We start from the raw sequence: 14,052 nt of genomic DNA, 5'->3' as shown, positions 1-14,052 counted from the left end.
CTGCGGGGCGAGCAGGCCCGCCGCTATGCAGCTGCCGGCATCAGTACCGACCATGAATGTTTTACGGCAGAAGAAGCGCTGGACAAACTAGCTGCCGGCATGAAGATCCTGATCCGGGAAGGAAGCGCCGCCCGCAACTTTAATGCCCTGGCCCCCCTGCTGCACGAGCACTGGGAAAACATGATGTTCTGCTCCGACGACAAGCATCCCGATAGCCTGGTGGAGGGCCACATTGATGCACTGCTGCGCCGGGCCGTAGCCCAGGGGGTAGATCCCTTTAAAGCCCTGCAGGCAGCCTGCCTTAACCCTGCCAGCCATTACGGCCTGCCCCTGGGCCCCCTGCAGGAAGGCCAGCCGGCCAATTTTGTTGTGGTGAACAATCTGCAGGAATTCCGGGTGCAGCAAACCTGGCTAAAGGGGGAGCTGGTAGCCGAAGGAGGACGGAGCCTGATCCCCCACCTGCCTTCGGATACCCCTAACAACTTTGCCATCTCCCCGATCAACGCCACCTCGCTGGCCGTTAATGCCACCTCCAGCAGCATGCAGGTGATGCGGGTGCTGGATGGACAGCTTATTACCGAATCCTTCACTACATCACCCAAACGGGAGGGAGACCTGGCGGTAGCCGATCCTGAGCGGGATATTCTGAAGCTGGTGGTGCAGAACCGTTATATGGCCGCTCCCCCTGCCCTTGCGTTTATCAAAGGCTTTGGGCTAAAGAAGGGCGCCATTGCCTCCAGTGTGGCCCACGACAGCCACAACCTGATTGCAGTGGGTACGGACGATGCCTCACTGGCCAAGGCCCTTAACCTGCTGATAGCGCACAAAGGGGGCATAGCGGCTGTGGGAGAAGGCATTGAAGACGTACTACCCCTGCCCATTGCCGGCCTGATGTCGGATGGAGACGGCTACTCAATTGCCCGCCAGTACAGCCGCCTGGACCGCCTGGCCAAAGAGATGGGCAGCCCACTGGGCTCTCCCTACATGAGCCTTAGCTTTATGGCCTTGCTGGTTATCCCGGCGCTGAAGCTAAGCGACAAGGGCTTGTTTGATGGTGAGCAGTTCCGCTTTCAGCCGCTATTTGGCTGATCCGCCGACCGCCTTCTTCTCTAAAACAAAAAAGGACTACCTGGTGCAGGTAGTCCTTTATACTATACTAGAACTGAATTAGTGTACGATGATCGGATCGGCATTGCCGTCAGGATCGTTCTTAGCCGTTCCACTGGTTCTTGCAGTTCCCAGAAGCAGTACACCGGCTGCATGAGGCGCTGCCATGGAGGTACCGCTGATGGTGTTATACGCACCACCCTTCCAGGTAGACTTGATACTCACACCAGGTGCGGCATAATCTACCGGCGGGTTGCCAAAGTTGGAGAAGGAAGCAAAGCGATCCTGGCTATCAATGGCTGAAATGGTGTAGATATTAGTGCCATTTACCCGGGCTGGCGAAGAGTTGTTAGCATGGGTGCTTTCGTTACCGGCAGCCAGTACAAATTTGATGCCTTTAGCAGCCGCATTTTTTACTGCAGTATCAAGTGCATCAGACGTTGGTCCACCAAGGCTCATATTGGCTACATCACCATTGCTGCCATTAGCGCCAACATGATCTACACCGGCAATTACACCAGAGTATGAACCGCTGCCTCTGGAATCCAGTACTTTTACCGGAATAACCGTAGCACCAGGGGCTACTCCTATTACGCCTACCGTGTTGTTGATAGCAGCGATGGTACCCGCTACGTGGGTGCCATGGCCATTGCCATCGTCTGTAGAACCCCCATCTTTGCCTGAGGTAAAGGCATTAAAGCCACGGCTCGCATCTACGTTAAGGTCGGCATGGTCAAGGTCAATTCCCGAATCGATCACCCACGCAACGTTGCTACCAGTATAATTGGCTACGCCGTTTACACGGGTAATGCCATAGGGGGTTTCCTGGCCAGAAGTTTCACCACCTCCGCCGCCACCCGCCCAGGAAGGGGGCGCAAACTGCACTACTCTATCCTGCTCTACATAGGCAACGTTGGGATCTTTTTTAATGCGGGCCAGGGTAGCCTCATCCAGCGTAGCGGCAAAGCCCAGGATGGAGCTGCTGTATACGTTGGACAGCATGTCCTCGCTCAGGCGAGCGTTCTCAAACATGGAAAGCACCGCAGAGCGCATGCTGGCCTGGCGCTGAGCATAATCGCCCGATAGGTTTATGCGTCCGTTTACCAGATCGCTTTTCAAAACAACAATGTACTTGCCTGGAAGTACGGCTGACTGACCGGTAGCATCTACCTTGTCGGTGGCAGCATTAAATTCTGGTTCCTGCTGACAGGAAGAAAGGCCTAACATGGCTGCCATGATCACAGCAGCACCAGCACGAAAGTAGTTTTTTCGCATCATACGAGTTGGTTAAAATAAAAAAAGGAATAGTTGTCGGTAGAATATTAGAAATAGGTTGGTACTATTTTATTCGTCAAATCCATCTTTACATCTCCAAAAAAATGGATTACCAAAAACAAATGCAAGTTTTTATTGCACAAATATGAAAAAAAACGAAATTAAATTTTAACATCAATCACCTGACGGTATAGCTATATAACATCCCTTTTTGTTTATACAACCTTTATAAATCCTTTTCCGTTGTTGAACAACTCTTCTAACAATCAGCAGATTAGCCAGGCCAGCAGTCTGGCATTGCTCGCCAAACATTTGCCCGATTCAGGCGCTTACTTTTGCGACAACTGGTAAAAAACCTTCTAATTTCTTACATTCACCTAACGCTAAACATCACCATGGAACAACACCAAAATAGAGGAAGGCTGGAAGATTTTCTGGCCGACCTGGGCCGCAAGCTCGACCAGCTGCTGGACCGCGCCCGTCATGAAACAGAAGAAGGCAAAATTGCCGAGCGTCTGGATGAACTGCGGCACTCCAAAGAAAAGCTGGAAAAAGAATTGCACGAGTTTGTGCAGGACGATGAACGCTGGAAAGAGGTACAACACCGGCTGCAGGGCGCTGCCCAGGAGCTGAAACGGGCATTTGAGATTACCTTTGCCCGCAGGAAGGGCACAGAGAATAGCGGCAGTGCAGAGAGCAGCAGTGGCTTTGGCAGCCAGCCGCACGCTCCCTCATCGGCCCCTGGCAGCAGCGGGCATCCGGATACTGGCAGTACTACAGGTGGCGGCGGCGCCCCTGGCACAGGTGGCACAGCCGGAGCCGGAGGCGATACATCAATTTACTAGCTAGGGCTAACCACCTAAATACTGGCCACTACGGCGCCTTCCAGATCGAAGCTCTGATCAGCCAGCACTTCAAAGGCCTGCTCTGCATTCAGAAGCAGGCTTTTTACGTTGTACTCCATGTCTTCGGCGTGGGAGTAGATCACATTGCCCCCCATAATGGCATCGATGAGCGCATCCTTATTGTCCCAGGCTACAGCCGGGCAGCCCAGGCTGCGACCCAGCCGGCCGGCCGATTCCGCAATGGCCTGGCTCACATAATCGGCTCCGTGCAATACTATGCCGCGCTCCCGCATGCGGTCATTAATGCCCTGCTCTACCCCATCCAGTCGCAGGGCCCGGCCAAACTTTCCCTCATAGGTTTCGGCGGTAATGGAAAATCCCAGGCTGGTAGAATTGGAGTTTGGCTGATTGGAAAAAGAAGCGGCATAGAGATTGCCATTGCTGCGGCCATGGGCCACCAGCTCGTGGAAGAGCATTTTTTTGGCCTTCAGGTCAATGACCCACATGCGCTCTACGGTAGAGGGCAGGCTGTAGTCAATAATGGTAAGCACCTTCTGCGGGCTAAGCACATGTTCTTTTTGCAGGTTCAGAAAGCCCAGCATGGCTTTGCGAAAGGTTTTGTACTCAGGCTTCTCCGACTGGCCAAAATCAATCTGGTTATAGTAGCTCAAAATGGCCTGCTCGGCCATCAGGCGCATCAGTTCACTACCGTAGTGCTCGGTATTGTCTACTATATCGGTATCGCGGCTAAAGCTATCGAACGATTTGAACGATAAAAATGAAGTAGCCAGCAGTGTAAGTAAGCGTTTTTGCATAGAAGTCACTTTGCCTAGTATTCGGCATTGGCCTGGCATAGGTTACAAAAAAAAGCCGGTTCGCACGAACCGGCTCCTCTATAGTAGTATGCTGATGTTCAGATAGTTCCTGCAAGCAGTACATCCAGCGCGCCTTCTTCCAGCAGCAGCTTCGACTGGGCCAGGTAGTCTTTTGAGGGATGATAGATGAACATGCAGGTGCCGCTGGCCAGGGTTTTTACCACGGCTTCTGATACCTCCCGCCGCACGGCTGGGCAGCCAAAGCTGCGGCCCAGGCGGCCCAGGTTTTTGCCAATGCTTTCATTTACATAATCGGCTCCGTGCAGCACAATGGCGCGGGCGCGGGCCAGGTCGTTGAACCCCTTCTCCTGCCCGGCCAGGCGCAGGCTAAGGCCGTATTTGCCTATATAGGTTTCCTGGGTTACATAAAAGCCCAGGCTGCTCTGGTTGGAATTGGGCGTATTGGAAAAGGCATTGGCCATATCGCCACCGCTGTTCTTGCCATGGGCCACCAGTTCATGAAACAGCAGTTTCTGCTTCTTCAGGTCCAGGATCCACATGCGCTTTTTCTGGGAAGAAAGGCTGAAATCGATCAGGGTAAGAATGCCGGTGTTGTTCAGTTTGTTCTGGCGGCTCAGATTGAGGTAGCCCACCATTCCCTTGCGAAATACCTCATAGGCAGGTTTTTCATTCTTGCCCCATTCAATGCTGGTCCACAGCTCCTGAAAGCGGGCCTCGGCCAGCTCGGCTTTAGACAGGCCCGTAGCAGGGTCTGTAGCCGCAGGAGCTGCAGCGGCTGGTAGAACCGGTTCTGAAAATGCGGAAAGCTGGCTGCCGGCAAAGGCACTGATAATGAATAGGATAAGGACGAGAGAAACAACTTTTACCTTCATGTACGCCTGTTTTTAGGGAATGCTACACTCTTTTTCTTCTACACTAGTACCCTAACAGCCCCGGGTGGGAAGATGGTTCGGAAAAAGGCCGTAAACTTCTTTATTTTATCCTAAACCTCTGATAGTCTGCCCCGTAGCTCAATAACTAACGCTTTGGCATGCATATAGTATACCCTAGCAGATAAAATTTTCAAGTTCAGCCTCTTAAAGAGCTGGCCGGGCTATTTCCCCTGCCGCTATCTCTGTACCTTTGCGCCATGAATATTCTTTCGGTAGAAAACCTTAGCAAGCAATACCACCAGCGTCAGCTGTTCGATACTATCACCTTTGGCATTGGCCAGGGACAAAAAGTAGCCCTTATTGGGCGCAACGGCACTGGCAAAAGCACCCTGCTTAAAATTCTGGCCGGGGTAGAATCCGCCGATGCCGGCCAGGTAGTGTACCGCAGCGGCACCCTGGTAGCCTACCTGCCCCAGCACCCCAAATTCAACGAAAACAATACGGTGCGGGAAGCACTCTTCGATAGCAGCAACCCTACCCTTTCCATTCTGGCCGAGTACGAATACCTGCTGGAGGTGATCAACGAGAAGCCCGAGCTGGGCGATCGCTTTCAGGAGGTGATGTCGCAGATCGACAGCCACAACCTCTGGGATTTTGAAAGCCAGGTAAAGCAGATCCTGGGCAAGCTGGGCATTCATGACCTGCAGCACCCGGTAAAAGCCCTGAGCGGCGGCCAGCGCCGGCGGGTAGCCCTGGCCAAAGCGCTGCTGGAGCGCCCCCACTTCCTGATCCTGGACGAGCCCACCAACCACCTGGACCTGCCCGCCATTGAGTGGCTGGAAGAATACCTGAGCAAGGCCCAGTTAAGCCTGCTGATGGTAACCCACGACCGTTATTTTATGGAGCAGGTTACCAATGAGGTGCTGGAGCTCTCCCAAACCAAGCTCTTTGGCTACCGCGGCAGCTACAGCTATTACCTGGAGAAAAAAGCCGAGCGCCAGGAGCAGCAGCAGGCCGAGGTAGACAAGGCCAAAAACCTGATGCGCAAGGAGCTGGACTGGGTGCGCCGCCAGCCAAAAGCCCGAGGTACCAAGGCCAAGTACCGCATGGATGCTTTTGAGGATCTGAAGGAAAAGGCCGGGCAGAAGGTCGGCGAAAAAGACATCTCCCTGCAAACCATAGGCCGCCGCCTGGGCACCAAGATCGTAGAGCTGGAGGGGATCAGCAAAAGCTATGGTGATAAGCAGCTGTTCCAAAACTTCAGCTACTCCTTCCGCCGCGGGGATAAGCTGGGCCTCATTGGCCCCAACGGCGCCGGCAAAAGTACCTTCCTGAACATTCTTACCGGGGCCATCACCCCCGATACGGGCACCGTTGATGTAGGCCAAACCCTGCAGATTGGCTACTACCGGCAGGAAGAGCAGATCTTTGACCCCAACATGCGGGTAATTGAGGTGGTGAAGGAAGTAGCCGAGGTAATTCCCATGGCCGATGGCCGCACCCTGACGGCCGGCAACCTGCTGCTGGAGTTTGGCTTTAGCGGCGACCAGCAGTATACCCTGGTGGGCAAGCTGAGCGGGGGCGAAAAACGCCGCCTGCAGCTGCTGCGCATCCTGATGCAGAACCCCAACTTCCTGATCCTGGACGAACCTACCAACGACCTGGACATCAGCACCCTGAACGTGCTGGAGAACTTCCTGGAAAGCTACGGCGGCTGCCTGATCATCGTATCGCACGACCGCTACTTTATGGACCGTCTGGTAGACCACCTTTTTGTGTTTGGTCAGGGCGGGATCCGCGATTTCCCCGGCAATTATACCGACTGGCGCCTGGCGCAGGAAGAAGAGCAGACTGCTGCCAGTGCCGCCCCGGCCCCCAAACCGGCCGCCAAGCCCATAGAAGCGCCCGTGGTAGCCAAGCCGGTTATCGAAAAACGCAAGCTCAGCTACAAAGAGCAGAAAGAGTTTGAGAAGCTGGAAAAAGAGATTGCCCAGATCAACAAGCAGAAAGAAGTGCTGATCCAGAAAATGAACGCCGGCGGCGACCATGCCGAGCTAATGGCCTGGGGGCAGGAGCTGGAAGTTCTGAACGAGCAACTGGATGAAAAGGAAATGCGCTGGCTGGAGTTAAGCGAGCTGGCCTAAAACCGCAAAGCGTTTAAACAGCATAAAACCGGTCGCAGGCCGGTTTTTTTATGCCCTTGCCCCTGCTACCGGCAGGATTTTCGCAACCATCCCCCCTTTTGGCCGGTTGAGACTAGGTAGCATACCCTGCCCCATGATTGCCGTCATAACGCTGATTATAGTTCTATCCCTATCTTTTCTCATCACCAAAGTAGCCTCTATTGCCCTGATGCACACCGGGCTTAGCCGGCAAATGGCCCAGTTTCAGGCTCGCTCCATCTTTACAGGGGTTGGTTATGCCACCAAAGAATCAGAGAACATCGTAAACCACCCCCTGCGGCGCAAGATCGTCATGATCCTGATGCTGACGGGCAATGCGGGTATTGTATCGGTGATTGCCTCACTGGTGCTGACCTTCTGGAGCACGCAGGAGGAAGAACTGTCGCTGCTCTGGCGCATGGTCCTGCTCTTTGCCGGACTGCTGCTGCTCTGGCTTTTATTCTCCAGCAAGTGGTTTAACCGCATGCTCAGCCGCCTCATTAACTGGGGACTCAGCCGCTACACCGACCTGAACGTACAGGACTATGCCGGCATTCTGCACCTGGGGGGTGAATATAAGATCGCCGAGCTGTATGTAAAGGAAGGGCACTGGATGGCGGGTCGCAGCCTGCAACAACTGGCCTTATCCAAAGAAGGGGTTTACATTCTGGGCATTACCCGGCAGGATGGCAGCTACCTGGGCGTACCCGGCCATACAACCAGCATCCTGGCCGGCGATACGGTGATTGTGTACGGCCGCAGTTCTACCATTATACAGCTGCTGGAACGCCGCAAGGGGCTGCAGGCCGAACTGGAGCACCGGCAGGGCATGCAGCAACATGAACTTCATAAGGCACAGGAGCGCAAACAAGACCAGAAAACAATTGCACGGCAACAAGATCAGCAGGACGGCTAAGCGCTAGCTGCCAAATGTATGCTGCGCATCCCTAAGTACTATAGACTGGCCGTTAAACATTTGCGCTTACACCTTGTTCATCTTTAACCAAAACATTAAAATGAAAGATGAAACAGTATAGCAAACTACTGGTAGCCAGCTTGCAGGGATTGCAGGCCAGGATACTCCTTACACTAAGCCTTCTTTTTTCCAGCCTGCTGAGCATAGCACAGGATGGCGGGCTGGATGTGGATATTGACGTAAATGATGAGCCTATGTGGTATGAAAGCATCTGGCTATGGGTAGGCCTGGCGGTGTTTATCATTATTATTGTGGCCATTGTCAGCGCTGGCAGGAAGCGCTAAACCCATTTTTTGCTTAGCTGCCAACCCTATTGATTCGCCCAACTCCTTGCAGAAGAATCGTTCTTAACGTAGAAGCATTAATGAACTAAAACGGCTCCACAATCCCTGTGGAGCCGCTTTTTTGTGTTATCAGGCTAGTTCCAAGAATCCACTCTGTGCCTTCATCAGCCCAATGGCTTTAAAAAGCAGCAGGATCTCCAGCAGCTCGGCCGGCGCCTGCACCAGTAACCCAATAGGGGCAAACACCACCGTAAGAAAAAAGCTTGCCGCCACCAGCTCAAAGAGGCCGGCAAAGAGTGCTGCTCTGCCCAATACGCCCTGCAGGCGCATCAGGGCCACAGCATACACGATCCCGATCACCCCATAGGTGATGGCTGCCCCCATCAATACTGCTTCCCGGGCTGCGGAAGCAAAAAAGAGACTAACAACATCATAGCCCAGCAGCACCACCGAAGCGGCCATCAGCAACATGGCGGCGGCTTTGAGCAAATAGTTGTTGTAGCACTGGCCAAGGACCACAAAGCCCTGCTGAAAGCATAGAAAGGATACCAGCACTACCAGTTTCAAAAGAATGTAGCCCCATTCACCAAAGACCATTTCTCCATCGAAGCGGGCCATATCGGCAGCTGCCTCTACAAATCCCAGAATAAAATACACCACACCAAAGACCACAGCCAGATTCAGCTGGCTCAGCAGCGATGCCGGCAGGCCACCCTCCTTCCTTTCCTCTCGCTGCACAGCCTCTGCGTCTTCAGCGAGTGGGTGGGCAGTAGTATCCTCCAGAGCCAGTTCCTCAAACTCGGCCCCCAGGGCCGCCAGGATAGTTTTCACCGTATAGCTTCGGGGCATTACCTCTCCGGTTTCTATACGCTGAATGGTGCGAACGCTGATGTTACAGAGGTCTACCAATTCTTCCTGGGTCAGGCCTTTTGCCTTTCTGAGCGCTGCTAGTTTTATTCCTAATTCCGGCTGTTTCATATCGTAAGGGGGTGTTTGGATACTGCTTCTATTCACTTGACCAAAAGTACCACATGCAGGGCTCCCCTTCAAAAAATTGGGAGGAACTTCACCCGCCATTCACCCGTCATTTAGCAAAAAAAGGGCTATATAGCCCATGAGAAGGGATTTTTAGCGTCATACCTTTCATGAAAGTAACCATTGAGATGAGAAGAAATAATGGACAGTACTTTACGGGTTACGTTGCCTTTATTTCTTTTTATCCAGCAGCAGTTTCACGTCCGCATACATGTAAAATACGGCTGCTAGTATTACTCCAAAACCTGCTGCTGCATTTCCCATACTTAAGGGGTGCGAAATCATGTAAATGCCCATCACAATTAGAAATATACTGAATGGGTAAGCAAAAAATCGTATTGCAATTCGTCTAAACGTCCACATATTTTCTGGCTCGTTCGTTATCTGAGCTGCGGGTATTTCTTCTATAGCATCTGCTAAGTGGATTAAAAAGGTATGAATATTTTTTTTATTCCAGCCCGCGGATACCACTGGCCATCGTTGGTTTGGATCACAAATGCTATTGAGTAGAAGTTTATCCTTTTGTCTGATGATCGTAATCATCTCACCCCAGCTTAACGTAAAATTCCACGGCCTGTAGGCACGAAAAAAGTCTTTGCCATTTGTCTCAACTATCCATCCCAGAGCACTTACTGTCCGTTGCACGGCCTCCTGAAAATGCTGTTCAGTATGTTGAATAGTTATCTCGGTGAATTTGAGGCGTTTTCTTTGGATGAGATAGAGGATAAAAGCAAGAGTACATCCTGCTCCAGTTATAGTAAGTAATTCCTTCGATGAAAGTGCCCCTGTATAGGTTCCTGTTACATACTTGTGAAAAAGGCCTACGGCAAATAAGCCTGTTATAAAAAGCATAAAAAGAACAATTGAATAGTGGTCAATGTAGCGCCAGAAGCTGAGTCTCAGCCGCTTCTTTACTTTCATTGTTTTTATCCACTCTTTTTTCATCGATTCTTTGGAAGAGAAGCATAAGGTTCACCTACTTACACAAACCCAAATGTGCCTGGGGAAGCTACCATTTGGATGTTAGGTCATCTGCTTATTAATATCTGGAATGGGAGCCTTAAACCCAAGTAAACCCGACTATCAGTCCTTTCCCCCTAACAAGTTACACCCAAAAAACAAAAAGGCAACAGCCTACTCAGCCATTGCCCTTCTCTAGCTTCTAACTTCTTACTTCTATCTTCTTTTCTTCTTTCCCCCTACACCCGGTCCAGCACAATGGGGATCATTTTTTCCACCAACTCATCGGGGTTGGAAGCGAAGATGTTTTCGATGCGGTTGGCCAGGATGCAGTTTACACTCAGCACCTCGTGGCCCAGGATCCGGCCCATGGCATAGTAGCCGGCAGTTTCCATCTCAAAGTTGGTCAGGCGCCGGTCGCCCAGAAAGCGAAACTGATTGAGATTCTCGATTAGCCTGGGCAGGCGCAGGCTGGCCCGTACCCTGCGTCCCTGCGGGGCATAGAAGCCGGGGCTGGTGAGGGTATTGCCACGGACCATGTCATGGCCCACCTGCTCCAGCAGGCGCTGGGAGCCGCGCACCACATAGGGGGTAAAAGGCAATTCGGCCGCTTCCTGCAGCAAGGCGGCTACCTGCTGCTCTTCCGGACTGTTGGGCAGGTTGTAGAAGAACATGAGCGCATCCAGGCCTACGGCATAATCGCTGACCAGAAAATCGCCCACCTTAATATCCGGCTGCAGGCTGCCGCTGGTGCCTACGCGGATGATGTTGAGGCTGCGCTGCTCGGGCTTTGCTACCCGGTTCACCAGGTCTACATTTACCAGCGCATCCAGCTCCATCATCAGCACCTCAATGTTGTCGGTGCCCATGCCGGTGCTCATGACGGTAAGGCGCTTGCCGCCATAATAGCCCGTATGGGTTACATATTCCCGCTTGCTTACCTTCAGTTCAATGCGGTCGAAGTACTTGCTGATGCGGGGCACCCGCTCGGGATCCCCTACGGTCAGGATGGTATCGGCGATGTTTTCGGGATGCAGGTTTAGGTGATAGAGGCTGTTGTCCGGATTCAGGACAAGCTCAGAGGAGGGAATGCGGTTCATGGACTAAATTCGTTTGTATGTACAGACAATACTATGCATGGCCCGCCTTCCGGCACCCTTTCTCTCCCCATCAGGGATAAAAAAAGTGCTGCCCGGGGGCAGCACTAAGTTACTTAAGATAAATGTTTCTGGGTGCTTTTCAGGGCATGATATGGATCATATCCGTTCATTTCTTTGGCATAATAGCCGGTGCCATCGTAGGGCCGCTTTTCGGGATGCTCCCTGCAGGCGGGTGAGCAGGCACCTTCCATCTCCTGCCCGCAGGCCTCGCACATGGGGGCATGCAGGTTGCAGACCGGGTTGGCGCAGTTTACCATGCGGTCGCTGGGCTGCTGGCATACGCAGCAGCGGGACACCACCACGGGGTTCTTTTTGTTGATGTCGGTCACCACCCGGCCATCAAACACGTAGCAGCGGCCCTCAAAATCTTCGCCATCGGTCTCCAGGCCATATTTGATAATGCCGCCATGCAGCTGGTATACATTTTCGAAGCCCTGCTCCAGCAGGTAGGCAGAGGCTTTCTCGCACTTGATGCCGCCGGTGCAGTAGGTAACGATCTTTTTGCCTTTATAGGGCTCCAGCTCCTTTACCTTCTCGGGAAAATCGCGGAAGTTCTCAATATCAAAGGTAAGGGCGCCTTTGAAGCGACCCAGCTCGTGCTCGTAATTGGAGCGCACATCCACAATCACCACATCATCAGACCCCTTGATCTCCCTAAACTCCTGGGGCGAAAGGTGCTGGCCGGTGCGTACGGTAGGGTCGATGTGGCGCAGGCCGCTGTGTACGATCTCGGGCTTTACCCGTACGTGCAGCTTCTGAAAGGCATGGCCCTCATGCGCCTCGATCTTGAAATCGGTATGGGCAAAGCGCGAATCGGCTTTTACATAGGCCATATAGCGCTCGCAATCGTCGGGAAGGCCGCTAACGGTGCCGTTTAGCCCTTCGTGGGCTATGATGATGCGGCCGCGCAGGTTATGGTCCAGGCAAAACTGGTGGTGCTCCAGGCGGTACTGCTCCGGATCTTCAATCCTGGTATAGCAGTAGTAAAGCAGTACGTGGTACTTTTTCTCGTTCATAAGCCTTTTCCTGTTTCAGCAGGATGGTTAAGAGAATATTAAGATAGATAATGGATTGACTAGCTAACAAAAGCGGCCCCAAAAGCATTCGGGGCAAGAGGGTATATTTAACCCAACCCCCTTTATTTAGTGATGGGCGCTGCTGGGTTGCCAAAAACGGTTTTGCCCCCTTCTACCGGGCCGATCACCACTGAGCCGGCCCCTACCCGGGCACCCTTGCCAATGGTAACGCCTGCTACAATGGTGGCCCCGGTGCCGATAAAGGCGCCTTCTTCCAGCGTAACGCCGCTACCAATGATGGCCCCGGCTCCAACCTGCACATAGTCGGCTATCTTTACCCCATAGTCAATAAGGGCGCCGCTGTGCAGCAGGCACTGGCTGCCAATCTGCGAGCCCGCCCCAATGCGCACCCCCTGATTTATGAAGTTGCCATAGCCAATAGAGGCTGATTTGGCCACAATGGCATCGGGATGCACCGCGTTGGCCGGCTGCACCTTGCGGCGCTCATGCAGCATCTTCACCAGACTTTTGCGCAGGCGGTTATCGTCGGTGGCCACAAAGGCCTCGGTCTTTTTGCCGATGAGCTTCAGAAAACCGTCATCATCGGTACTGCCCAGCACACTTACGGCATCAATCTCTTTTCCATGCTCTTCCTTATCGTCCGAGAGAAAGCCGTATACGGCCACACCGTTCATTTCAAATATTTCCAGGGCTGCACGGCCTAAGCCGCCTGTGCCGAATATGATTACAGGATTTTCCATAGCCCCGCAAAGGTACAGCTAAAAAGAGAAGCTATCAAGGGGTGACCCGTTTACGCCAGGGCAGCGGAAAGAGCCAATACAGCATCAGAAAAACGGCAAAAGGCAGGTAGGCGGTGCGGTAGCGCAGCAGCGAACCAAAATTGGGCGAAGCAATGGCCATGGCAATGGCCAGCAGGCACACATAGCCGCAGAGCACCAGCGCCTGAGGGGGTAGCTGCACCCCCCTGCGACGCTGGTAGAGTTTCAGGAGCGACGCCACAATCAGCCCGAGGAGTAGCAGGTTCTCGAGTCCGGCCAGTAAGTAGGCTGGTTCCAGTAAAGGGGGTAGCAGCGGTAACGGCATTAGCAGCCCCCCTGCCAGCGCCTTGGGGCTGTGCTGCAGCACCGACAAGGGGGTAGGCTCAAGTCCCCCGAACTGCAGATGCCGACCAGGCTCCGAAAGGGCCACCATCGCCTCATAGTTCCAGTGCAGCACCTCAAAAAAGCGGCTGGGGTAAAAGTTGGGATGCAGCTGGGACAGCCCCACCCCTATCAGCAGCAGCGCCATACCCCCTAGGAGCAGCACCTTCTGATAGGGATACCGGCGACGCTCCAGCCAGCCCATCAGCACCAGCACCGCCAAAACCCCGAAGAGCGGCAGGGCAAAATAATACTTGATGCGCCACAGCAGCCAGGCCCCCAGCAGCATGAGGCCATACTGCAGCAGCCCATTCCTCCCCTTGCGACTGATCAGCGGCAGGGCACCAGCTACCAGCACCGCCAT

Annotated in this window: 13 protein-coding genes and 1 pseudogene; 5 read left to right on the top strand and 9 right to left on the bottom strand. The window is 53.3% G+C overall.

The window, feature by feature from the left end; all coding sequences use genetic code 11:
• Positions 1–1,089 (top strand): adenine deaminase C-terminal domain-containing protein (locus tag ADICEAN_RS16595; RefSeq protein WP_040397738.1); only part of this gene is annotated, 1,089 nt, incomplete at its 5' end.
• Between the two features lie 78 nt (positions 1,090–1,167).
• Here the strand turns inward: ADICEAN_RS16595 and ADICEAN_RS16590 are convergent.
• Positions 1,168–2,385 (bottom strand): S8 family peptidase, encoded by a 1,218-nt coding sequence (locus ADICEAN_RS16590; protein WP_009196802.1) that lies wholly within the window; start codon positions 2,383–2,385, stop codon positions 1,168–1,170.
• Between the two features lie 392 nt (positions 2,386–2,777).
• On the opposite strand from ADICEAN_RS16590, the gene ADICEAN_RS16585 reads away from it, so the two are divergent.
• Positions 2,778–3,227, top strand: a complete 450-nt coding sequence (locus tag ADICEAN_RS16585) for a hypothetical protein (RefSeq protein ID WP_009196801.1) — start codon at positions 2,778–2,780, stop codon at positions 3,225–3,227.
• A gap of 14 nt (positions 3,228–3,241) precedes the next feature.
• Here the strand turns inward: ADICEAN_RS16585 and ADICEAN_RS16580 are convergent, their stop codons facing one another.
• Together ADICEAN_RS16580 and ADICEAN_RS16575 are read right to left on the bottom strand one after the other, a co-directional pair.
• Positions 3,242–4,042 (bottom strand): murein L,D-transpeptidase catalytic domain family protein, encoded by an 801-nt coding sequence (locus ADICEAN_RS16580; RefSeq protein WP_009196800.1) that lies wholly within the window; start codon positions 4,040–4,042, stop codon positions 3,242–3,244.
• A 98-nt stretch (positions 4,043–4,140) separates the two neighbouring features.
• Positions 4,141–4,935: a murein L,D-transpeptidase catalytic domain family protein gene (locus ADICEAN_RS16575; protein WP_009196799.1), complete on the bottom strand. Its 795-nt coding sequence runs from the start codon at positions 4,933–4,935 to the stop codon at positions 4,141–4,143.
• Positions 4,936–5,192: 257 nt separating this feature from the next.
• Between ADICEAN_RS16575 and ADICEAN_RS16570 the strand changes: the two genes are divergently transcribed.
• From ADICEAN_RS16570 to ADICEAN_RS16560, 3 genes are all read left to right on the top strand, one after another.
• Positions 5,193–7,079, top strand: a complete 1,887-nt coding sequence (locus ADICEAN_RS16570) for an ABC-F family ATP-binding cassette domain-containing protein (protein WP_009196798.1) — start codon at positions 5,193–5,195, stop codon at positions 7,077–7,079.
• Between the two features lie 133 nt (positions 7,080–7,212).
• Positions 7,213–8,013, top strand: coding sequence for a TrkA C-terminal domain-containing protein (locus ADICEAN_RS16565; RefSeq protein WP_009196797.1), 801 nt, complete (start codon positions 7,213–7,215; stop codon positions 8,011–8,013).
• Positions 8,014–8,120: 107 nt separating this feature from the next.
• The gene (locus ADICEAN_RS16560) at positions 8,121–8,357 is read left to right on the top strand and encodes a hypothetical protein (RefSeq protein ID WP_009196796.1); all 237 of its coding nucleotides are present in this window, start codon (positions 8,121–8,123) and stop codon (positions 8,355–8,357) included.
• Between the two features lie 129 nt (positions 8,358–8,486).
• Here ADICEAN_RS16560 and ADICEAN_RS16555 read toward each other — a convergent pair whose 3' ends face one another.
• The 6 genes and pseudogenes from ADICEAN_RS16555 to ADICEAN_RS22745 all read right to left on the bottom strand — a co-directional run.
• Positions 8,487–9,335 (bottom strand): helix-turn-helix domain-containing protein, encoded by an 849-nt coding sequence (locus ADICEAN_RS16555; protein ID WP_009196795.1) that lies wholly within the window; start codon positions 9,333–9,335, stop codon positions 8,487–8,489.
• Positions 9,336–9,563: 228 nt separating this feature from the next.
• On the bottom strand, positions 9,564–10,337 hold the full coding sequence (locus tag ADICEAN_RS16550) for a hypothetical protein (RefSeq protein ID WP_009196794.1): 774 nt from the start codon (positions 10,335–10,337) through the stop codon (positions 9,564–9,566).
• Positions 10,338–10,591: 254 nt separating this feature from the next.
• Positions 10,592–11,452: a nucleoside phosphorylase gene (locus ADICEAN_RS16545; RefSeq protein WP_009196793.1), complete on the bottom strand. Its 861-nt coding sequence runs from the start codon at positions 11,450–11,452 to the stop codon at positions 10,592–10,594.
• Positions 11,453–11,565: 113 nt separating this feature from the next.
• Positions 11,566–12,528, bottom strand: coding sequence for an oxygen-dependent tRNA uridine(34) hydroxylase TrhO (gene trhO / locus ADICEAN_RS16540; protein WP_009196792.1), 963 nt, complete (start codon positions 12,526–12,528; stop codon positions 11,566–11,568).
• A 122-nt stretch (positions 12,529–12,650) separates the two neighbouring features.
• Positions 12,651–13,289 carry an acetyltransferase gene (locus tag ADICEAN_RS16535; protein ID WP_009196791.1) on the bottom strand — a complete coding sequence of 213 codons (639 nt, stop codon included), beginning with the start codon at positions 13,287–13,289 and terminating at the stop codon, positions 12,651–12,653.
• Positions 13,290–13,323: 34 nt separating this feature from the next.
• A pseudogene (locus ADICEAN_RS22745) lies at positions 13,324–14,052 on the bottom strand (hypothetical protein); the annotation flags it as partial.

It is taken from the genome of Cesiribacter andamanensis AMV16 (genome assembly GCF_000348925.1).
In the GTDB taxonomy this organism is placed as follows: Bacteria; Bacteroidota; Bacteroidia; order Cytophagales; family Cyclobacteriaceae; genus Cesiribacter; species Cesiribacter andamanensis.
The sequence above is the reverse complement of the archived record's forward strand: the minus strand, read 5'-3'. Positions and strand labels throughout refer to the sequence as shown.

Bases quoted from the DNA above. Each gene is read 5' to 3' on its own strand.
- ADICEAN_RS16590 (WP_009196802.1), bottom strand. From the start codon at position 2,385: ATGATGCGAAAAAACTACTTTCGTGCTGGTGCTGCTGTGATCATGGCA.
- ADICEAN_RS16585 (WP_009196801.1), top strand. From the start codon at position 2,778: ATGGAACAACACCAAAATAGAGGAAGGCTGGAAGATTTTCTGGCCGAC.
- ADICEAN_RS16580 (WP_009196800.1), bottom strand. From the start codon at position 4,042: ATGCAAAAACGCTTACTTACACTGCTGGCTACTTCATTTTTATCGTTC.
- ADICEAN_RS16575 (WP_009196799.1), bottom strand. From the start codon at position 4,935: ATGAAGGTAAAAGTTGTTTCTCTCGTCCTTATCCTATTCATTATCAGT.
- ADICEAN_RS16570 (WP_009196798.1), top strand. From the start codon at position 5,193: ATGAATATTCTTTCGGTAGAAAACCTTAGCAAGCAATACCACCAGCGT.
- ADICEAN_RS16565 (WP_009196797.1), top strand. From the start codon at position 7,213: ATGATTGCCGTCATAACGCTGATTATAGTTCTATCCCTATCTTTTCTC.
- ADICEAN_RS16560 (WP_009196796.1), top strand. From the start codon at position 8,121: ATGAAACAGTATAGCAAACTACTGGTAGCCAGCTTGCAGGGATTGCAG.
- ADICEAN_RS16555 (WP_009196795.1), bottom strand. From the start codon at position 9,335: ATGAAACAGCCGGAATTAGGAATAAAACTAGCAGCGCTCAGAAAGGCA.
- ADICEAN_RS16550 (WP_009196794.1), bottom strand. From the start codon at position 10,337: ATGAAAAAAGAGTGGATAAAAACAATGAAAGTAAAGAAGCGGCTGAGA.
- ADICEAN_RS16545 (WP_009196793.1), bottom strand. From the start codon at position 11,452: ATGAACCGCATTCCCTCCTCTGAGCTTGTCCTGAATCCGGACAACAGC.
- trhO (WP_009196792.1), bottom strand. From the start codon at position 12,528: ATGAACGAGAAAAAGTACCACGTACTGCTTTACTACTGCTATACCAGG.
- ADICEAN_RS16535 (WP_009196791.1), bottom strand. From the start codon at position 13,289: ATGGAAAATCCTGTAATCATATTCGGCACAGGCGGCTTAGGCCGTGCA.